Below are 20,873 nucleotides of genomic sequence, written 5' to 3' on the forward strand. Positions count from 1 at the left end.
CAATGCGCCGCCGAAAACAAATTAATTAATTGTATATAATTAAAATCTATAAGTATATGACAACAAGAAATTGCAAGGAGTAGCATAATAACCGCCATAACTGCTCATAGTATTAGACAAATTATCTTGTCTATCAAAAACATTATCTATCGTTAAAGAAATATCACTATTTTTATCTGGAGAATACATAGCCGTCAATGTAGTTAAAAAATAGGGCTTTATCTTATACGAATCAGAAGAACTGGGGCTAGAATATCTGTCCCAAATATAGCTCCCGGTAAACCCGGCTTTAAATTTGTCTAAAGTATAGTCTACTCCACCTTTTACTTGATATTTACCAAATTTTCTTTGCCATCCTTGTTTAGAGACTTTTACTCCTGATACTTTTGATTTGGGATTTTGAATAGTAAATCCTAAATTATAACCGTATTTATCTGAAGCCTTGACGGACAAACTACCTTCTAAACCAGTATTTTTAAAATCTTCGTTTTTATAAGTGTATACATTACCGTTCCATGTAGCTGTAATGTTATCATCAACTTCCATATGAAAAAGAGCGGCTTTCCATGTATGGTTGCCAGCTATCTGTTTATAGCCAAGTTCATAGTTAATTCCTTCCATTGGCTGCAAATCAGGATTAGGATCACCTGCCATTAGTCCGCTTGGATACATCTGTGAAAAAGTAGGCATAATGAACGATTGCCCGATACTAGCATAAATATTTTGGTCTTTATCAAGTTTATGAACCCACTGCCCAGCAGCGCTGAAATTACTATAGTTTTGATCGTTCCAGGCTCCAGTTGTCCAAGTTTCACGACCGCTAATGATAAGATTATCTTTATCCCCCATTTTTTGATCTAACTGTGCAAAAACAGCAAAATTATTTCTTGATTTATCATTGCTAACTGACTTTCCACTAGAAATCCGAGGAGAATACTTCTCGTCTTTATAATTAGCGCCAACTGTTATCAATGTACGGTCACTTACGTTGAAATTCTTTTGCACATCCAAACCATAAGTTCTGTTTTTAGTTAATGTCCTACCAGTAGTAACCACTCCTGGCTTCGTCCCGCCAAAATAACTAATTTCGTTCTCTGTAAACCAAGCATGTGCTTTCAAATCATCCTTTATGTAATTTAACTGATACAAATCTTGTTTAGTGTAAGTTTCTCTCCATTGCTCAAAGGCTCCACTTAAAATCTTATTTCTATGGTAATCAACCTCTGAATTGTAATGATTATATTCAAAGCTTAATTCATCTGTAAAATTATACCCTATGCCAATATTTTCTTTTTTACTGCGGTCTTGACTATATGTATATGCAGAAGAAGTCGGCGGATTAGCGGAAGCACTCAAATTTCTTACAGATCCCCACTTCTTAAAATCATAATTTACTTTGAATTTGTTATCGCCAACACCAATATTATATTTTCGTTGATGATAATTTCCTATACCTGCGCTAATACTATTACTGCCTGCTTTTTTGGTAATGATATTTACTACGCCGCCTACACCTTCAGAACCATACATTACAGAACCGCCGCCTTTGACGATTTCTATTCTTTCAATAGATTCTGTTGGGATAGCATCTAACACGTATTTTTGATTTAAGTTTACAGGATTTCCATTTACCATAACCAAGGTGCCATTACCAAAGCCACGAATATTAATCTCCGGTATCATAGTCGTCATCGCCGAACCACCTGGGAAAAAGCTTTTAAACTCAATACCGTTTACTTTAGATAATGCCTCCATAACGTTTGTAGCACCAGACCGATGGATTTGTTCATTAGTCAAAATTTCCGTACTAGCAGGCACATCAACATCTCGTTTTTCTGTTCTTGTCGCCGTAACAACCATCGTATCCAGCGTGAACTCATTCAAGCTCTCCTCGGCAAATACTGCCGTACCCCCCCACATTACAGAGCCGGTAATCAGGGCTGTCATCAATAAACCTCTAGTAACTTTTACGTCCATTCAAGTCACTCCTTAAAAATATATTTATTGTAAAGCCTTCGCATACCCATCCTCACATGGCCGCATGCTACCGGCATTGCAATCGCTTTAATGAGCGTTCTCACTAATTATGAGCGCCAAAATATATATCAAGCAAGATCTTCAATTTAAGATTATTATTTCAGAATATTCTTGCATTATAGCAATTCTTGTGCTATAATACATATATCAAATAATTTCATAAGTAGGGCGGTAGATATTTTTATCTATCTAAAAGAGCTTCTTAAAATAAGGAAGTCTTTAGGCAGTATCGTTTAATTAATGGTACTGTCTTATTTTTTAGCTAAATTAAGGAAAGAGTGTAAAAATGCTCGATGATAACAAACTAAAAAGTTTACAAGCAAAAATTAATTCTCTAACTCTCATGAACGACACCTTTATGACTAAGGTATTTGAAAACAATATTCCTTGTACAGAACTACTCTTGCGCACTATTCTTAGAAATGATAAAATTAAGATAGTTAAAGTTAGAGGACAATACTCTATAAAAAATCTTCAAGGCCGTTCTATCCGGCTTGATATTTTCGCTCAAGACGAATTTGGTAAATATTTTAACGTAGAAGTTCAACGCGTAAGTAATGGCGCTATACCGCAACGAGCTCGTTATCATGCCGCTCTTATCGACGCCAATCATTTGCCGCAGGGTCAGGATTACTCGTCCTTAAAAGATTGCTGCGTTATCTTTATTACAGAAAAAGATGCATTAGGCGATAATCTGCCAATTTACCACATAGAACGTACTATCAAAGAAAATGGCAAAAGCTTTTCTGACGGCTCGCATATAATTTATGTAAACGGCGCTATTCAAGATACAAGCACCGCATTAGGCAGGCTTATGCACGATTTCTTTTGTGCTAATCCGCAAAATATGTATAATCAAATATTAGCTGAAAGAAGCAGCTACTTTAAACATGATAAAGGAGGCGTAGACGAAATGTCAGATATTATCAGGGAAATAGCGGCAGAGATGGCCGAGGACATGGTTAAAGATATGGCGCATGATATGGCTAAAGATATAGCCAAAGATATAGCGCATGACATGGCCAAAAACATGGTTAAAGAAACAGTACACGAAGAGAAATTAAATTTTGCTAAGAAATTACTATTAGAAGGCTTTAATTCAGCTAAGACAGCAAGCTTAGCAGGAGTTCCTTTGTCTGACGTAAAGCGTATTGAGCAGAAGCTGGCTTCTGGTTCTCTCGCATGAATAAACCTTAGAGATGACGCTCCGGTAGCAATACTACTGAAGCGTCATTTTGCTTTTAGAAAGAATAATTATACGTTAATACCCAATTAAATGGCATTCCCCAATTTTCATATTTATTGATAGTATCATGCGTGTCTAAGATATTATTCAATGCAAGATTTAATGAATGATTATTATCAGCTTTATAAGTAAACGAAGCGTTTAACAGACTTCTATGAGGAACTCTCCTATCAGCATCTACTGCTTTGCTACCATCAGTTGTATAATATGACGCTTCACGCTTACCCAAATACAAATAATTGAGATTTGCTAAAAATTTACCTATTGTATAATCTACACCACCGGTAAGCTGTAATTTAGCATCAGACTGTTTATAGAAGTTGCTGCCTTCTTCCTTAGTTTTTGGATTTGATAAAGCGGCGCCTAAATTATAGCTCCAACGGTCTCCCAGTAATTTCCTGTATTCTACTTCTAAACCGGTATTTTTAAATTTTCCCGTATTTATCAAATAGTTTATACCGGTCACTTGATCTTTAGCCCAATCAAATTTAGCGTCTATATCCATATGATAAACTCCTGCCTTTAACGAAGCAGTGTTCGTAACATGTTTGATACCAGTTTCATAGGTCCAACCTTCTTGCGGTTTAAGATCATCGGCACGTCTATCCTGATAACTGAAAAATTGATTTAAAGGAGGTAATTGATAAGATTTTGCAGCATTGGCATACCATGAAGTATTATCGTTAAATTTATATAAAGCTTGAATTTGCGGTAAAAACTCGCTATGAGTTACGCCTTTACCTTCACTTTTTAAGTAATCCTCATCAATATATTGTCCGCGTATGCCAGCAGTTACATTAAAAGCGGAAGAAAAAGCGTATTTATAAGATGCATACAAGCCATAGTTCTTTCTATCACCTTCTGCATGCTTAGTTCTGTCTTCAGCCTCTTCTTTTGACAAAGTCAGACCTAAAACAAAATGGTCTTTATCATTGCGCAAATTCCAAGCTTTTTGAGTATCCCATGTAAGAGTATTTAATTTCCAATCAGAGCTGGTACCCCTTTTAGAATCTCCTATAGTAAAATTTTTAATAGTTGCTTGATACGGACTTACTGTACGTTTATTATAAGCAACTATCGTTTTAAATAAATTCTCTTTATCGTCATAAATTGCGCTTACATTATCTCTAGTATCTTTATAGTAGTATGATGTTCCTGCTCCTGTTTCTATTTCATTAAACAGAGTGTAACTATCACGATAATAATTGCCTTCCGTATGTGCAAAATTAAAGCTCAATTTATCAACCGGAGTAATACTGATAAAAGCATTATCCTTAGTGCTATTTCTTGTTGTCCATTTTCTGGTGGATTCAGAAGAGAACCAATTAGTATTATCTACATCACCATAGTAATTTTTACTGATAGATGCTATATAATTTTTACCTTGGGTATATATTCCCCATTTTTTATCATAATTACCCGCACCAACAGTTAAAGTAGTTTTTTGTTTGCCAGTCTTTTTTGTAATAATATTAATTACACCGCCAGTAGCTTCTGCACCGTACAAAACAGACTGAGCACCTCTAACAATTTCAATTTTTTCAATAGCTTCTACAGGAATACCTTCCATACTATTATAGTTCATCATATTTATAGGCGCACCGTTCACCATTACTAACGTACCTTTATCTAGGCCACGTAAAACCGTTCTAGTGCTGCTACCGCCATATTCACGCCCGCCAGGGCCATAAGCATTATTAGTAAAACCAACCTGACGTTCAATAATTTCGTAGGCAGTCTTTGCACCGCTGCGTTCAATATCATTAGCAGTAATTATACTAACAGAAGCCGGCGTATCCAAATCCCTAGTTTCCATTCTCTGCGCCGTAACAACCATAGTATCTAAGGTGAATTCATTTAAATTCTCCTCAGCAAATACCGATGTACCCCCCCACATTACAGAGCCGGTAATCAGGGCTGTCATCAATAAACCTCTAGTAACTTTTACGTCCATTCAAGTCACTCCTATAAAATATATTTTGATTATCCGGGATTCAGCCGTCTTACAGGTCCCAAACCCCAAATAAACCAAGCGAAGTTATATATCCAAGCTTTATGTGAAATACTTTATCCCAACGTGTCATAAGCGCGTTGTATTCAAATAAAACTCATTTCTTGTTGCTCTTATATCTCTTATTCGCCAATAGTATACTACGCTATTATCAATTCAGCAAGATTAAATCTTAATTATTTTTTTATATTATCAGTATTTTATATCTTTTATTCTTATTGAGTATTTTTAATAGCGCAGCATTACTATAATGCGGCGTTAATTTTCCACTGGTTTTTGCGCGTCAGCGGCAGCCGCCTGCTGGCAGATTTCCAGCATAGCCTCGGCAAAGCTTCCTTCCGGTACTGGTACAAACTGCAAATCTTTTACCGTGTGCTGCAATAAAGTCTTTTTGCTGCCGTAAACGTCCATGCCAACTACGCCGTAAGTTTTATCAACCAAATTGAAGGTCATCAGAATTTCGCAGTACTGTACCTTTTCCTTGCCCTTCAAAGCGTCCTTATACTGCGCGTTGAGTTTTTTCAGCGTTTCTTTATTGGTAAAAACTGTTTTCGTCAGCACAGAAACAATGTTTTTATCCGGCACGCCGTTCGTAACCTGGCTAAAGGTAAGTGAATCCATATCGTAAGCGTACACGCCCAGGTTATTTTCCACCACAATGGACCAGCGGGCCGCCTCCTGCTCTTCTTCCGTAGGCTTGGGCATCATGCTTATCTCCCAGTCCAGCCCCGGTCTTTGCGCCGCTTCCTCAGCCTGCGCCGTCACAGCGCTTAAGCACATCAGCATAGTCATTAACATCATCAATAATTTTTTCATCACCGGCACCTCACACCTCTAAATTACGCACAATGCGTATAATATTATCCTTGGAAAGCCTTTGCAGCGTATAATAATTAGCGCCCATAGCCGCCGCTATCTGTTTAGCCAGCCCCAGCTTGATAAAATCTGCCTCCGTATCGATAACTACGGAGGTTATTTTAGCCTTGCGTATCCTTTCAGCCATCTGCAAGGCGCTGGCAACAGGGTCGTCGCCCTCCTCCACGGCATTGGCGCGTCCGTCCGTCACCAGAATCAAAATCGGCTCCAGCTCCTTATCGCGCTTGCCCAACAGCGACAGCGTCAGCAAGGAAACGGCCAGCCCGTCGGCCAAAGGCGTTTTTCCGCCCGTAGGCATTTCTGCCAGGCATTTCTGCGCCAAATCCACGCTGCGGGTAACCGGCAAAAGCACCTGCGCCTTTTGCCGGCGGAAGGCGATCATGCCCACGCGGTCGCGCTTTTGATACGCCTCCTGCAGCATATAAAAGATAGCGCCCTTCACCGCCCGCATGCGCTCGCGGGCTCCCATGGAGCCGCTGGCGTCCACCGCGAACAAAAAGGTATTGCCGATGCGCTTTTCCCTTACCTTCTGCCGCAAATCCTCCGGCTTAATATTCAGGGCGCAGCCGTTATTTTCCCGCAGCTTTTGAAAAGGAGCGGCAGCGCGAATGGTAGCGTCAAAGGCCAAATCCTCCACCTTATTTTTAGGCAGCTCGGCCCGCACATAGCGGCCCTGCTTCAAATCGGTCCGCGTAGTGCTGCGCTTACCGCTGCCGCGGCGCAGGCTGCGGTCCTTACCCATATCCAAAACCATTTTCGGCAGCCGGAAGCTTTTGTCGATATCGGCAATCTGCTCTTCCGGCGCCAGTTGGCTGTTATCCTGTTTGTGCTGCTGTTCTTCGTCAGAGCGCTCGTCCTTATCCTCCGGCTCGCTGCCATCTTCGGCGTCGTCCTCATCCTGACCGTTATCCAAGGGCGGAAGCGGCGGCATGTCGCTGTTATCATTATCGTCATTATCTTCTGTATCGTCGTTTTCCGTTTCTTCGCTGTCATTTTCGCCATTTTCCTGTGGTTCCTGCTCCTGGGGCTGCGGCTCCGGCGGCTTGCGCATGCGATGCGGCAATACGAATAAGGCAGCTTCCTTCACATCCTTCGGCAGTACGTAAACGCGTCCTGCCAGCGCCGCTATCGCCTTAGCCGCTTCCAGCAGATAGATTTCCGCCCGATGCCCTGCGCAAAAGGCCTGCGCGCACATCTGCACCGCTAAAATCAGCATGGCCTCGCTCACTTCTACCGCCGGCAGCAGCTGCCGTGCGGCGGCAATTTCAGCGGCTAACGCCTGCGTTTCCTGCTCGTACTGCTTCCTAAAGCTGCCTTCGTCGCTGCTATAAGCCAACGCCCGGCGTATAATTTCCACGCGCCTTTCCGTATCCGTTTCGCTCTGCACATCCACATACATCCCAAAACGGTCCAAGAGCGGCTTGCTCAGCACGCCCTCCTCCGGGTTCATCGTGCCGATAACGGTCAATCGTACCGGATGGCTGAAGGAAATACCATCGCGCTCCACCTGATTGACGCCTGCGGCGTTAGCGTCCAGCACAGCGGTCAGCAGCTCCGGCCTCAGCAGATTAACCTCGTCTATATACAGCGCGTTGCCGTCGGCACGCGCCAGTATGCCCGGTGAAAAACGCCGCTCGCCCTTACTCACGGCATATTCGATATCGATACTGCCAAAAAGCATGTCCTCAGTGACGTTCAAGGGCAAATCCAGCAGACGCCGCGGCGCAATGAGCTCGCGGCAGCTGCGTGCCAGCACAGATTTAGCCGTGCCCTTACAGCCGCCTATCAAGAGGCCGCCTGCCTTGGGATTTACCAGCGCTATCAGCAGCGCCTGCTTGGCCTGCTCCTGCCCTACTATGGCGGCGAAGGGATAGATTGCATGATTCAGCATAATGCCACCTCTCAGGCTTCGCCGTCCAAAAAGCTTTCCACCTTATCCCAATCCAGCTGGCCCTCCTCAAAGGGACGGCGGCGCATACGGTGCGGCAGCACCAGCCTGGCGGCCTGCTTAATATCCTCAAGCTCCGCCTGAATGCGCCCGTTAAAGGCGGCGATAGTCAAAGCGGCTTTGATAACCGTGATGTCCGCCCTGTGTCCGTCCACGCCAAGCTCCACTGCCAGCCTGGCTACAGTTGCTAAAAGGCCGTCAGTAATTTGCACCTGGGGCAGCAGCTTACCCGCCTGAATAATCTTAGCAGCCAGGGCCTCCTGCTCCTCCTGATATTGGGCAATAAAAGCGTCTGCGTCCTGCTCATAGGCCAAACGGCGCTTGATAACCTCCACGCGCTGCTCAGGGTCATGCTCGCCGGCGACGGTTACGCTCAAACCAAAGCGGTCTAAAAGCTGCGGCCGGATATCGCCTTCTTCAGGGTTCATGGTGCCTACCAGCACAAAGCGCGCCGGGTGGGAATAAGAAACGCCCTCGCGCTCCACCGTGTTCACGCCCATAGCGGCAGCGTCCAACAGTACGTCCACCACATGGTCGTCCAGCAGGTTAATCTCGTCCACATATAAAATATTGCGGTTAGCCAAAGCCAAAATACCGGGTTCAAATTTCTTCTCGCCGCATTTAATAGCATGCTCGATATCCAGCGTGCCTACCACGCGGTCCTCAGTAGCGCTTACCGGCAGCTCTACGACCCGCATTTTAGCAGTTTCCTGCGGCAGCACGCTGTCCTTGCGCAGCTGCGCAGTACAATCGTCGCACAACTGATTGACGTCGTCCGGGCTGCAATGGAAACGGCAGCCCTGCACTACCTGCATAGCAGGCAGCAGCTCCGCCAAAGCGCGCACAGCAGTGGACTTGGCCGTGCCCTTTTCGCCCTTAATCAGCACGCCGCCCAAGGCCGGATTTATTACATTCAAAATCAACGATAATTTCATATCCTCCTGCCCCACGATGGCAGTAAAGGGATACACAGCAGCTCGCTTCATCTATGCTCCTCCAAATCTTATTAGAATTGTCTATCATCAAAATTTTAATCTAATTATAAACTATCTACTAGGTATATGCTCAAGAGCTTTACGAAAAATTATCAAAAAAGTTTCTAAAAAACAAGGATGCCGCCGCCTCAAAAGCAACAGCATCCTTGTACTTCCATATATTCTATTTTGTCCGGCATATTTTGAGCGAAGCCTACTGCTTACAGCTCCCACAAATTCTCATTGCCGTATTTTTCGTCCAGCCTGCCGCTGAACCAGCGGCCGTTAAGCACCTTGCGGATAATATACTCCTTGCTTTCCTGACCGACGGTGTTATCATTAGCCATTTCCGCCAGCACTCCTTCGTAGGTCGCGCGGCTGTTGACGCTGTAAATGCGGGCCTGCATACGGTTAGCGTCGAAAACCAGCTCCGGGCGGTACTCCGGGTTCCACTTATTCTAGGTATTGCCCAAAAGCGTCGTATTAGGGTTGCCGGTGCGCATAAAGGCGGCAAGCGAAGCGATAAAGGCTTTGCTCAGCTCTCTGGCTCCCGGCTGCTCAAAGGCGTCGGTATTTTTGGTAAAGGGATAGGATTGGTCGGTAATAAAGGGCAAAAATACGCCGTGGAAAGCGCCGTTGCGCGTCTTATATGCTTCGCCCACTACGTCGCTGCTATGACCGAAGTCAAAGGTGCAGACATAAATATCGTCCTTATAATGAGGATAAATATTCTGCGCCGCCTCCTGGCCGTTAAACAAGCCGTACAGCTTGCTGCCGTATTTATTGGCAAAGCGGAACTCCCGCGTTGTGCTTTCGTCCGTATTTATTTTATCCAGCCTGTTCTTAAAATAAGGGTCGCGGGCTGCAAAGGAGCTGAACTCGTCGGCGCTGCCGAGCAGCAGCAGCGGCACGCTGTTATATTTTTTCGCAGCAAAGCCCTCCTGGGGCAGCAGCTTGCCGTCGCCGTAAAGATGCGGAAAAGCGCTCATGCGGATAACTGCGCCTGCCATGACAGGCGCCAAGCGTTCGGCCTTCATATTATGCAGATAATTGCGCACAGCCTTCTGCTCGCTGCCCTTCTCGCTCAGCAGCCATTTTTCAGCGGTAATCACATCGGCAGCCTGGCCGTCCTCCACTACCAAAGGAGCCAGCCTTTTAGCAATCACCTTTTGACTGGCGGCGGCGTCGGCTACGGTCAGCCCGCCGCTGAAGGAAATTGCCTTGTCAAACTTTCCCTTAAAGGCAGGCGAAATCAGCATAGCCAGCACGTCGCGCCCGCCTGCGGAAAAGCCGGAAACGGTAATATTCTTCGGGTCGCCGCCAAAGCGCTTAATATTCTGCTTCACCCAATCGAGAGCCTCAGCCTGGTCCAAAAGGCCGTAGTTGCCGCTTTCCTCCAAGCCGCTGCCCCGCTGCAAGGCCGGCAGATTATTAAAGCCCAGCAAACCCAAACGATATTGCAGGGATACATAAACCACATTGGCCTGCTGCGCGAACTGGTTGCCCTCCCACAGATGGCTGTTACTGGTTTGATTATTGCCGCCGTGAACAAAAACCATAACGGGCAAATCCCTTTCCTCCGTATCAGGCCGCACAATATCCAGCGTCAGCACTCCTTCCTGACCGATGACCTGCTTGCCGTTGAACTGTATATTAGCCGCAGCCCTTTGGGTGCAGTCCAGCGCGCCCTTATAGCTTTTGGCCTTCTGCGGCCCGCGCCAGCGGTTAACGCCCACAGCCGGCTGCGCGTAAGGCACTCCCAGCCATTCCACTACCTGATGCTTATCGTCATAAGCGCCTGTTATAACGCCCTGCTCCGTCTTTACCTGATTGCTGAACACTGCCGCTTCCGCCGCTGCGCTCAGGCTGCTGGCCAGCAGTACGGCGGCAGCCAGACTGCAAAGATATTGCTGCTTCATAATGCACTCTCCCTTAACTTAATCTAATAAAAACCGGCAGGCTCCTATCTGTCCTTGCGGTACAAAAAGATAGCGATGCCGGATAAAATACAAATAATACCTGTCAGCTGCTGGCCGGTAATTGTTTCCTGCAAAAACCAATAGCCCAGCAGACAGGAACCCACCGTTTCGCCTAAAATGCTCATAGAAATAACGGTGGCCGGCAGCCATTTCAGCAGCCAGTTAAACATCAGCTGGCCTAAAATGGTGGAAATAAACGCCAGTCCGGCAAAATTCAGCCAGGTAGCCACGCTGTAGCCTGTAAAGCTGTGGCCGCAAAGCAGGCTGTACAGCCCTAAAAAAACTGCGCCGCTGCCATAGCCCAGCGCCGAATAAGCCGCTGCCGAAAGACTGCGGCGCACCTGCTGCCCGATGAGGAAATAACCGGCAATGACAGCCGCTGCCGCCAAGGCCATTACATCGCCTACAAAAGCGCGCCAGCTGACGGCAAAATCGCCCCAGCCGATGATAACGCTGCCCACGATAGCTAGCAAACAGCCGCAGGCCGCGGATAAGCCGCAGCGCTCACGCCACAGCACAAAGCTGCCTAAAATCGTAAACAATGGCTGCAGGGTCACTAAGACTACGGAGCTGGCTACGGAGGTAAATTTCAGCGATTCAAACCACAGCACATAGTGCAGCGCCAGCACCGCGCCGGAGGCTACGCCCAGCAGCAGGCTGCGTTTGGGCAAAGCAAGCAGCTGCCTCCTGTCGTCCTCATGGCACAAAAACCAGGGCAGCAGCGCCGCCGCCGCCAACAGCAAACGGTAAAAAGCAATAATGCCCGACGGAGCCTGCGCCAATCTGGCAAAAATAGCCGACGTGGACAGAAAAAAGACAGCTGTAAATAAAATTACATATGATAAACGCTTACCTGGAATCATTTGCTTTTCCTAAAAGCTGCGAGGCTCACAAAATTCCGGCCGCATAAAGCGCGCACAGAGATTTGGCATCGTACAGCTCGCCCTTGGCGACCATCTCCCGCAGCTCCTGCGGCTTAAAGGCCTGCACGCCAATAAACTCATCCTCGTCCGTATGCTGAGCGTATTTTTTCAAGCCCCAGGCCTTATACAAATGAATGATTTCGTCGGAAAAGCCGGGCGTGGTAGCGATGCTCAGCAGCCTTTGCCAATGCTCCGCCTCGTAGCCGGTTTCCTCGCTCAGCTCGCGGCGGGCGCACTCGTCCTTATCCTCGTCCTCGCCGTGGTCCAGCTTGCCTGCGGGGATTTCCCACAGCAGCGTGCCCAAAGGATAGCGGCACTGCTTCACCAAAACGATGCGTCCGTCGTCCAGCACCGGCACAATAGCCACGGCCCCCGGATGGTGAATATATTCACGGGTAGTGTCGTTGCCGTTGGGCAGGCGCACATGGTCGCGCTGCACCTTGAGCAGACGCCCGCTGAAAACCTCCTCGTTGCTGCCTTCGATATAAACCTCGTCTAATTGCGGATCATAAAATTTCTTCAGCATGTTTTCACCTCATTCAGCCTTGCAGCTTCTGTTTAACGGCGTTTGCTGCCAGCAGCAGCTCCGCAGCGCTTTCGTAAGCGGCCCGCGACGTGCTGTCGCCCGCCGTCATGCGCACCAGTTCCTGCAAACGCCCGTTGTAATCCAGCGCCGTCAGTACGGTAGCAGTGCGGCCGTTGGCGCTTTGCTTTTCGATATGAATATGATTATCGGCAAAGGCGGCAATCTGCGGCAGATGGGTAATGCACAGCACCTGCCCCACCGTAGCGATAGCCGCGATTTTTTCGGCCATTTTCTGCGCCGTCACGCCGCCCACGCCCGTATCGATTTCGTCAAAAACCATGGAGCCTACCTGCCCCTTATCCATGAGCACAGTTTTCAGCGCCAAAGCGATACGACTCAGCTCGCCGCCGGAAGCCACCTTCTCCAAATCGTTCAAGGGCTCGCCCAGATTAGCGCTGAACAGGAAGCGCACCTGATCCTTGCCCGCAGGCGTAAATTTTGCCAAAGGCGCAAGGCTGATTTCAAAAATACCGCTGGGCATAGCCAAATCATGGATATGCTCCGTAATCTGCCGGGCCAGCGCCGCGCCGCTTTTTTGGCGTTCCTTAGTCAGCAGGACGGCGGCCTTTTCCAAACGGGCTTCTGCCTGCACCAGATCCTTGCGAGACTTAGCCACAGCGTCGGCAATATTCTGCAGCTGCTCCAATCTTTGCTGCGCTTCCGCTAAATAGGCCAGCACGGCTTCCGTCGAGCCGCCGTACTTCTTGTGCAGGCGATATATCGTATCCAGGCGCTCCTGCACCTGCGCCGCCCGTTCCTCGTTAAAATCGCTGCGGCTCAAATAATCGCTTAATTCCGTGCGGCAGTCGTCCAGGCTTATCCAGGCGCTGTCCACCGCTTCGGCATAGCCTGCCAGCTTATTGTCGTAACGAGCCGCGTACTGCAATTCCTCACGCACCCGCGCCAAAAGCTCCAGCACGGCGTTGTCCTCGTCCAATTTCCCATAAGCGGAGCTGACGGCCCGCATAATGCGCTCGCCGTTCTGCAAAAGCCGCGCCTCGTCCTCCAAGGCTTCCTCCTCGCCCACAGCCAGATTAGCGGCGGTAATTTCATTAATTTCCCAATTATAACGGTCTAAAAGCAAATCCTGCTGCTCGTTATCACGCAGCAGCCGCTCCACCTGCTCTTTAGCCGCCGTATACACGGCATACAGCTCCTTATAGGCTGCCAGCGCCTTATGCAGCTCCCCGCCGCCAAAGGCGTCCGTAACAAGCAGCGGTGCGTCCGCCTTCAGTAAAGCCTGATTTTCGTGCTGCCCGTGGATATCCACCAGCCTTGCGCCCAGCTGCTTCAAAACAGCCAAGGGCACCTGCACGCCGTTGACCAAAGCGCGGCTCTTGCCTGCAGCGCTGACCTGCCGCTTCAAAAACAGCTCGTCCTCGGCTTCGATGCCCTGCTCCGTCAGAATGTTTTTGATGTCCTGCTGACCGCTCACATCAAAAACAGCCTGCACCCACAGACCGTCAGTACCGCTGCGCACGTAGTCCGCCGAAGCGCGTCCGCCCAATACCACGCCGAAGGCATCGATTAAAATAGACTTGCCTGCGCCCGTTTCGCCGGTGAATACGTTAAAGCCCCTGGTGAAATCGGCACGGGCGTCTTCTAATAATGCAAAATTATGAACATGCAGTGATTGCAGCATTCTGGCACCTCTGCTTATTTATACTCTTTTAAGCGCTTGAGCAGCGACAATACGCCCTCTTTATTTTCCAAAGCGACAAACACCGTGTCGTCCCCGGCGATAGTGCCCAAAATTTCGGGCCATTTCATATAATCCAAAGCAAAGGCTACGGCCTGCGCCGTTCCCGGCATTGTGCGGATGACCACCATGCAGTCGGAGGAACGAATGCTAACAATGGAATCGTGAAAGGTACGCTCCAGGCGCTCTACGGTCAGCAGCATACCGTGGTCCTTAGGATAGGCATAATGATAGTGGCCGTTAGCGTCCGGTACCTTGACCAGCATCAGCTCCTTAATATCGCGGGATACTGTGGCTTGGGTCACGTCGATGCCCTCGCTGCGCAGAGCGGCCGCCAAATCCTCCTGCGTTTCTATTTTATTATTATCAATTATCTCTTTGATTTTCGCATGTCTGGTCATTTTCATAGTCGATCACCTCAATCTAAAAAGCTTCTATGATTAAATATTACGCATCAGCTTCTGCTGCCAGGTCTGATAATAATCGCGGCTGGTCAGGCGAATAAGCTTCATGGTATAGGGGCTCTTTTCAATGCGCACGCAGGTATCGCAATCCACCTCGGACACATTTACGCCGTCGCAGGCCAGCATCATTTCCTCGCTGCCGGGCACAGCCTTCAGCTCGATGCGCTCGGATAAGGGAATAACCAGCGCCCGCGCCGTCAGTGAATGAGCGCAGACCGGCGTAATTACGCTGACGTCCAGCTCCGGCATTACCAGCGGCCCCCCTGCCGACAGGGAATAGGCCGTCGAGCCCGTAGCCGTGGAAACAATCAAGCCGTCCGCCGCATAACGCCCGGAGGGCTTGCCGTTAATAAACAGCGTTAAATGCGCCAGCTTGCTGAACATGCCCTTGGCCAGCACCAAATCGTTCAAGGCGTGGCTTGCGGCTATAACCCTGCCGCCGCGCCAAACGCTGGCCTGCAGCATTTTGCGCTTCTCGATGGAATAATTGCCCTGGACCAGCTTGCTGATGGCCTTGCCCATGCCCTGCAAATCGATTTCTGCCAAAAAGCCCAGCTTGCCGAAATTGATACCGAAGGCCGGCACCTCTGCGGGAACAACATAACGGGCCATTTGCAGCAGCGTGCCGTCGCCGCCCAGGCTGACCGCCGCGTCCAAGGTTTTCAGCGTATCCTGCTTAGCCGTATCATAGCCCTCGCAGCCGTACTGCCGCGCCGCCGCGTCCGGCAGCAAGGGCTCCAGGCCCCAGTCCCGGCACAGCGTAATAAATTCCGGCAAAGCGATGCGTACATTTTCTTTGCTTAAATTGGGAAAAATACCTAAACGTCTAGCTTTCATAATCCGCCCCGGCTGACTGCGCCGCACCCTTTTTGTCCAAATCGCCGTGGCTGCGGCCCACCAGCTGCGCAACAAACTCTGCGCTTACCGCGTCGTCGCCGCCCAGCGTCAGGTGCAGCAAATATTCAATATTGCCTTCAGGCCCTTTTATAGGTGAAAAATCAAGCCCGGCTACGCCGAAGCCCTCCTCCTTGGCAAAGGCAATAACGTTATTGATAACCTGCTCGTGGACGCGGGCGTCGCGCACTACACCCTTCTTGCCCACATTCTCCTTGCCCGCTTCAAACTGCGGCTTAATCAAAGCCACCACAAAGCCGTCGGGCTTGAGGATTTTATGCACGGCCGGCAGAATCTTATCCAACGAAATAAAGGCTACGTCGATGGTAGCGGCGTCCACCTGCTCCGGCAGACTATCGGCCTCCAGATAGCGCACATTGGTGCGCTCCATATTTACCACCCGCTCATCATTGCGCAGCTTCCAAGCCAACTGCCCGTAGCCCACGTCAATGGCGTAAACCTTAGCCGCGCCGTTTTGCAGGGCGCAGTCCGTAAAGCCGCCGGTAGAAGCGCCGATATCGGCCACCACCTTGCCCTCTACGCTGATGGGAAAAATTTGCAGCGCTTTAGCCAGCTTTAAGCCGCCGCGGCTGACAAAGGGCAGCTTATTGCCCAAAAGCCGTATCTGCACGTCCGGCGCCACCGGCGTACCCGGCTTATCTATTTTCTGTTCGTTGACCAAAACCTGCCCTGCCATAATGGCGGCCTGGGCCTTGGCCCTGCTTTCAAAGAGCGCTCTGTTCATCAGCAGCGCGTCCAAGCGTTCCTTTTTCAACTTATTCACCCTTTACCAAGTCTGCCGTCCGGCTGACAATGCTGGGAACGTCCAGCTGAATGTCGCGCAGCAGCAGCTTTTTATCTCCATGCGGTACAAATTCGTCGGGAATGCCCAGCGTCAGCACGCGGCACTGCTCCAGCAAGCCTGCGCCGTTCAGCGTTTCCAAAACGGCGCTGCCGACGCCGCCCGCCAAAACGCCTTCCTCCAGCGTTACCAGCCGTCCATAGCGCCGCGCATGCACCAGCAGCAGCTCGCTATCCAAAGGCTTGGCAAAGCGCATATTCACCACGCCTGCGCTGACGCCCTGCTGTGCCAGTATATCCGCAGCCTCCAGGGCGCTCTGCACCATGCTGCCGATAGCCCAGAAGCATACGTCCCGTCCTTCGCGCAGCACCTCGGCTTTGCCAATGGGCAAAGCTTCCACAGGGCCGGAAATATCCACGCCCACGCCGCTGCCGCGGGGATAGCGCACACTGACAGGGCCGTCGAAGTCCAGCGCCGTTTTCAGCATATGGCGCAGCTCACCTTCATCCTTAGGAGCCATAATCGTCATATTGGGAATGCTGCGCAGATAAGCGAAGTCAAAAACGCCATGATGCGTATAGCCATCGTCGCCCACCAGTCCCGCACGGTCAAGGCACATGGTCACATGCAGCTTCTGCATGCAAATATCGTGCAGCACCGAATCATAGGCCCGCTGCATAAAGGTACTGTAAATAGCGGCCACCGGCTTCATGCCTGCCGCCGCCATGCCTGCCGCCGCCGTAACGGCGTGCTGCTCGGCAATGCCCACGTCAAAGAAGCGCTCCGGGTGGTCCTTGGCAAAAACGCTCAAGCCGGTGCCGTCCGGCATAGCCGCCGTAATGCCCACAATCTTTTCGTCAGTATCGGCCAAGCGGCTCAGCGTTTCGCCAAACACCTCCGTATAGGTAACGGGCGCGCCGGGCTTAGTGATTTTTTTGCCCGTAGCGATTTCAAAGGGCCCCGTCCCATGGAATTTATTGGGACAATCCTCGGCGGGCTTATAGCCCTTGCCCTTCTTCGTCAGCACATGTACCAGCACAGGGCCGTCCACTTTAGTAGCCGCCTGCAGAACCTCCAGCAGGCCCGGCAAATCGTGGCCGTCCACAGGGCCCAAATAGGTAAAGCCCAGCTCCTCAAAAATAGACTGCGGCACAATTAAATATTTTACGCTGCCCTTCAAACGGCGGATAGCCTTCAGTACATCCGTACCGAATTCCATATTTTTCAGCCAGCCCTCGATATCGTTTTTTATTTTATTATAGGTTTCTCCGGTACGCAGATGGTAAAGATAGTCGCTCATAGCGCCTACGTTTTTGGAGATGGACATTTCGTTATCGTTCAGCACCACAATCAGCTTTTTGTGCAGCATACCTGCGTTATTCAACGCTTCATAAGCCATGCCGCCGGTCATGGAGCCGTCGCCGATAACGGCTACTACATTATAATTCTCGCCCTGCAAATCGCGAGCTGCCGCCATGCCCACCGCCGCTGAAATAGAGGTGCTGGAATGGCCGGTGCCAAAAGCGTCATGCTCGCTTTCAGTACGTTTGGGAAAGCCGGACAGGCCGCCGTATTGGCGCAGCGTAGGAAACTGCTCCCTGCGGCCGGTAATAATCTTATGAATGTACGCCTGATGGCCCACGTCAAAGATAATTTTATCCTGCGGCGTGGAAAAAATGCGGTGCAAAGCCAAGGTAAGCTCCACCACGCCCAAATTAGGCGCTAAGTGACCGCCGGTACGCGAAATTACTTCAATCAAAAACTGTCTGATTTCCTCGGCCAGCTGCAAAAGCTGCGGCATAGTCAGCTGCTTGACGTCCTCCGGCGAATTTATCGTATCAAGTATTCTGTTAGTCAGTTCTTTTTTGCTGTCCATCGCTTAATTCTTTCTTTTCGTCATCATTTTTGTAATCTGGCGCAAAGGCTCGGCCTTCTCCCCAAAGCTGGTCAAACATTCCAGAGCCTCGTTCACCGTTTTTTCTGCCAGCTCGTGAGCGGCCTGCAGACCGTATAAGCTTACATAGGTGGACTTGTGGTTCTTTTCATCGCTGCCTACAGGCTTGCCCAATTCCTCTGCCGTACCCTCCACATCCAGAATATCGTCAGTAATCTGGAAGGCCAGTCCTAACAGGTCGGCAAACTTCGTCAAGGCCAGCAGCTCTTCGTCCGTAGCCCCGGCCAAATGAGCGCCGCCGCGAATAGCCGCAATGAACAAAGCGCCAGTTTTACCGGCGTGCAGCTTACGCAGCTGCTCTGGCGTAATCTGCTTGCCTTCAAATTCTATATCCAGACCTTGCCCGCCTACCATGCCGAAATTACCGGCGCACATAGCCATCTCGCGCACGGTTTCAATCAAAGCCTTGGGCTCCACGTTTTTCTGCTCCAGCATAACCTCGAAGGCCAGCGTCAGCAGCCCGTCGCCCGCCAAAACGGCCATGGCCTCGCCGTACACCTTATGATTGGTCAAACGGCCGCGGCGGTAATCATCGTTGTCCATACAGGGCAGGTCGTCGTGAATTAAGGAATAGGTATGAATCATTTCCAGACCGCAGGCCACGGGCAAATAATTATAGCCCTTGCTGCCCACCGCTTCGGCCGCAGCCATCAGCAAAATCGGACGGATGCGCTTGCCGCCTGCCATCAGGCTGTACTCCATAGCGTCGTCCACCTTGGAAATTCCCTTTTTGGCAATTCTGTTTTTGAGATAATTTTCCACTAATTTGCGTTGGTTCTCATAATAAGCTGCAAAATCCATTACTTTACCTCCAAATCCTGGAATGCTTCCAATCTATAGCCATCGCCGCTGCCGTCAACGACGATTTTTTCCACTTCCTGCTTTACTGTTTCCAGCTTGCCTGCGCACAGCTTGCTCAGCTCCACGCCATATTTAAAAACCTCCAGGCTTTGCTCCAGCGGCAGCTCGCCGCTTTCCAGCAGGCGTACCTGCTCTTCCAGCTCGGAGAGAGCTTCTTCAAATTTAATATTCTTAGGTATTTTCTTTACTGCCATCTTTACCGTCCTTCCACCTGCTGTACTACGGAAATAATCTGTCCGTCGCGAACTGTAGTAACCAGCTCGTCGCCCCACTGTACCTGCTCTACGGAGCCGATAAGCTTATAATCGCGGCTTTGGGTCACGCTGTAGCCGCGTCCCAGCACCGCCAGCGGGCTCATGCTGTCCAATCTGGCGGCCTGCAAGGCCAAAGCGTGCTGCGCCTGCTGCGCTCTGCGCTGCATATTCTGCACCAGTCTGGCATAAGCGCCGTCCGCCCGCAGAGCCTTATCCGCCAGCAAACGCTGCGGGTCACGCAAAGCCCATGATGACGCCAAGGCTTCCAGCGTGCGCTGCGCGCCTGCCAGCCGCGCAGCCATCAGGCTGCGGCAGCGTTCCAGCAAAAAGCGCACCCGCTGCCGGTAACTAACGATATCGGCCACCGCCATTTCAGCGGCCTGTGAAGGCGTAGCCGCTCTTTGGTCGGCGGCAAAATCACATAAGGTAAAATCAGTTTCATGGCCTACGGCGCTGACCACCGGAATGCAAGAGCCCGCTACGGCGCGCACCGTCCGTTCCTCATTAAAGGCCCATAAATCCTCGATGGAGCCGCCGCCGCGGCCTACGATGAGCACGTTCGCCAGCTTCTTTTCATTAAAGAAGCGAATAGCGGCGGCAATTTCTGCCGAAGCGTTCTCGCCCTGCACCTGCACAGGGTACAGCAAAAGCTTAACGCCCGGATTCCGGCGTCGGGACACGGTAATAATATCGCGCACCGCCGCACCGGCAGGCGAGGTAATAATGCCCACGCGCTGCGGGTTCACCGGCAAGGGCTGCTTGCGCTCCTGGTCAAACAAGCCCTCCTGCAGCAGCTTGCTTTTGAGCATTTCATATGCCTGCATTAAATCGCCCACGCCCTGCTGCAGCAACAGGTCGGTATACAGCTGATAAACGCCATCCCGCTCGTACACGGCAATGCGCCCCACGGCAATCACCGTGTCGCCGTTGCGCGGCTCAAAGCGCAAACCCAACGCTCTGGAACGAAACATCACGCATTTCAGCACTGCGTCTGCGTCCTTCAAGGTAAAATAGGCGTGTCCGGAGGGATAGCGCTTAAAATTGCTTATCTCTCCCACCACCTGCACATTGCGCAGGGTGTCCTCTTTATCCAGCAGCCTTTTTAAAAAGCTATTGATTTCACTAACGGAATAAACATTTTCAGTCATGCTTGCAATTCATTCTCCATGCCAAAGCGGCGCAGCCTGCCGCGTTGTCGCAGCTGAAGCGCCCTTCCGGCACCCACAGCCTTACGCCGCGCTTAGCCAGCTTAGCTTCCACATGCTGGCGGATATATTGATTGGAACCTACGCCCCCAACCAGCAGCGCGTCCTGCACGTCGTAGGCGGCAGCGCCGTTGCGCAGCAAACGGGCAAAGGTTTCTCC

Annotated in this window: 18 protein-coding genes and 1 pseudogene; 1 reads left to right on the forward strand and 18 read right to left on the reverse strand. The window is 50.0% G+C overall.

Annotation, left to right across the window (positions count from 1 at the left end; genetic code table 11):
• Window positions 1-39 precede the first annotated feature (39 nt).
• A complete protein-coding gene (locus tag QZ105_RS06555) occupies window positions 40-1,977 on the reverse strand; it encodes a TonB-dependent receptor (protein ID WP_293729052.1) in 1,938 nt (645 codons plus the stop codon).
• 346 nt (window positions 1,978-2,323) lie between these two features.
• Here QZ105_RS06555 and QZ105_RS06560 point away from each other — a divergent pair, with 346 nt between their 5' ends.
• Complete coding sequence (locus QZ105_RS06560) at window positions 2,324-3,223, forward strand: Rpn family recombination-promoting nuclease/putative transposase (protein ID WP_293729053.1); 900 nt, start codon at window positions 2,324-2,326, stop codon at window positions 3,221-3,223.
• A 55-nt stretch (window positions 3,224-3,278) separates the two neighbouring features.
• On the opposite strand, the gene QZ105_RS06565 is transcribed toward QZ105_RS06560, so the two are convergent.
• The 17 genes and pseudogenes from QZ105_RS06565 to QZ105_RS06645 all read right to left on the reverse strand — a co-directional run.
• Complete coding sequence (locus QZ105_RS06565; protein WP_293729054.1) at window positions 3,279-5,237, reverse strand: TonB-dependent siderophore receptor; 1,959 nt, start codon at window positions 5,235-5,237, stop codon at window positions 3,279-3,281.
• A gap of 315 nt (window positions 5,238-5,552) precedes the next feature.
• Entirely contained in the window at window positions 5,553-6,110 is a 558-nt protein-coding gene (locus tag QZ105_RS06570; protein ID WP_293729055.1) for a hypothetical protein, read from the reverse strand.
• 10 nt (window positions 6,111-6,120) lie between these two features.
• Entirely contained in the window at window positions 6,121-8,061 is a 1,941-nt protein-coding gene (locus QZ105_RS06575; RefSeq protein WP_293729056.1) for a VWA domain-containing protein, read from the reverse strand.
• Between the two features lie 11 nt (window positions 8,062-8,072).
• Window positions 8,073-9,104 carry an AAA family ATPase gene (locus QZ105_RS06580; RefSeq protein ID WP_293729057.1) on the reverse strand — a complete coding sequence of 344 codons (1,032 nt, stop codon included), beginning with the start codon at window positions 9,102-9,104 and terminating at the stop codon, window positions 8,073-8,075.
• Between the two features lie 209 nt (window positions 9,105-9,313).
• On the reverse strand, window positions 9,314-9,499 hold the full coding sequence (locus QZ105_RS06585; RefSeq protein ID WP_293729058.1) for a hypothetical protein: 186 nt from the start codon (window positions 9,497-9,499) through the stop codon (window positions 9,314-9,316).
• A 51-nt stretch (window positions 9,500-9,550) separates the two neighbouring features.
• Window positions 9,551-11,011 (reverse strand): carboxylesterase family protein, encoded by a 1,461-nt coding sequence (locus QZ105_RS06590; protein WP_293729059.1) that lies wholly within the window; start codon window positions 11,009-11,011, stop codon window positions 9,551-9,553.
• A gap of 44 nt (window positions 11,012-11,055) precedes the next feature.
• Entirely contained in the window at window positions 11,056-11,934 is an 879-nt protein-coding gene (locus QZ105_RS06595) for a DMT family transporter (RefSeq protein WP_293729060.1), read from the reverse strand.
• A gap of 25 nt (window positions 11,935-11,959) precedes the next feature.
• Complete coding sequence (locus tag QZ105_RS06600; protein ID WP_293729061.1) at window positions 11,960-12,520, reverse strand: NUDIX hydrolase; 561 nt, start codon at window positions 12,518-12,520, stop codon at window positions 11,960-11,962.
• Between the two features lie 13 nt (window positions 12,521-12,533).
• Window positions 12,534-14,222, reverse strand: a complete 1,689-nt coding sequence (gene recN, locus QZ105_RS06605) for a DNA repair protein RecN (protein ID WP_293729062.1) — start codon at window positions 14,220-14,222, stop codon at window positions 12,534-12,536.
• A 14-nt stretch (window positions 14,223-14,236) separates the two neighbouring features.
• Window positions 14,237-14,686 carry an arginine repressor gene (argR, locus tag QZ105_RS06610; protein WP_293729063.1) on the reverse strand — a complete coding sequence of 150 codons (450 nt, stop codon included), beginning with the start codon at window positions 14,684-14,686 and terminating at the stop codon, window positions 14,237-14,239.
• 33 nt (window positions 14,687-14,719) lie between these two features.
• Window positions 14,720-15,580 carry an NAD(+)/NADH kinase gene (locus QZ105_RS06615; protein WP_293729064.1) on the reverse strand — a complete coding sequence of 287 codons (861 nt, stop codon included), beginning with the start codon at window positions 15,578-15,580 and terminating at the stop codon, window positions 14,720-14,722.
• Window positions 15,570-16,412 (reverse strand): TlyA family RNA methyltransferase, encoded by an 843-nt coding sequence (locus QZ105_RS06620; RefSeq protein ID WP_366936007.1) that lies wholly within the window; start codon window positions 16,410-16,412, stop codon window positions 15,570-15,572. The genes QZ105_RS06615 and QZ105_RS06620 overlap by 11 nt, the downstream gene beginning before the upstream one ends.
• Window position 16,413: 1 nt before the next feature.
• Window positions 16,414-18,315 carry a 1-deoxy-D-xylulose-5-phosphate synthase gene (gene dxs, locus QZ105_RS06625; RefSeq protein WP_293729066.1) on the reverse strand — a complete coding sequence of 634 codons (1,902 nt, stop codon included), beginning with the start codon at window positions 18,313-18,315 and terminating at the stop codon, window positions 16,414-16,416.
• 3 nt (window positions 18,316-18,318) lie between these two features.
• Window positions 18,319-19,194 (reverse strand): polyprenyl synthetase family protein, encoded by an 876-nt coding sequence (locus QZ105_RS06630; RefSeq protein ID WP_293729067.1) that lies wholly within the window; start codon window positions 19,192-19,194, stop codon window positions 18,319-18,321.
• Window positions 19,194-19,448 carry an exodeoxyribonuclease VII small subunit gene (gene xseB, locus QZ105_RS06635; protein ID WP_293729068.1) on the reverse strand — a complete coding sequence of 85 codons (255 nt, stop codon included), beginning with the start codon at window positions 19,446-19,448 and terminating at the stop codon, window positions 19,194-19,196. The genes QZ105_RS06630 and xseB overlap by 1 nt, the downstream gene beginning before the upstream one ends.
• Window positions 19,449-19,450: 2 nt before the next feature.
• The gene (gene xseA, locus QZ105_RS06640) at window positions 19,451-20,656 is read right to left on the reverse strand and encodes an exodeoxyribonuclease VII large subunit (protein WP_293729069.1); all 1,206 of its coding nucleotides are present in this window, start codon (window positions 20,654-20,656) and stop codon (window positions 19,451-19,453) included.
• Window positions 20,649-20,873 (reverse strand): annotated as a pseudogene (locus QZ105_RS06645) (O-sialoglycoprotein endopeptidase); the annotation flags it as partial. The gene xseA and the pseudogene QZ105_RS06645, both read right to left, overlap by 8 nt.

The organism is uncultured Phascolarctobacterium sp., assembly GCF_905212365.1.
GTDB lineage: Bacteria > Bacillota > Negativicutes > Acidaminococcales > Acidaminococcaceae > Phascolarctobacterium_A.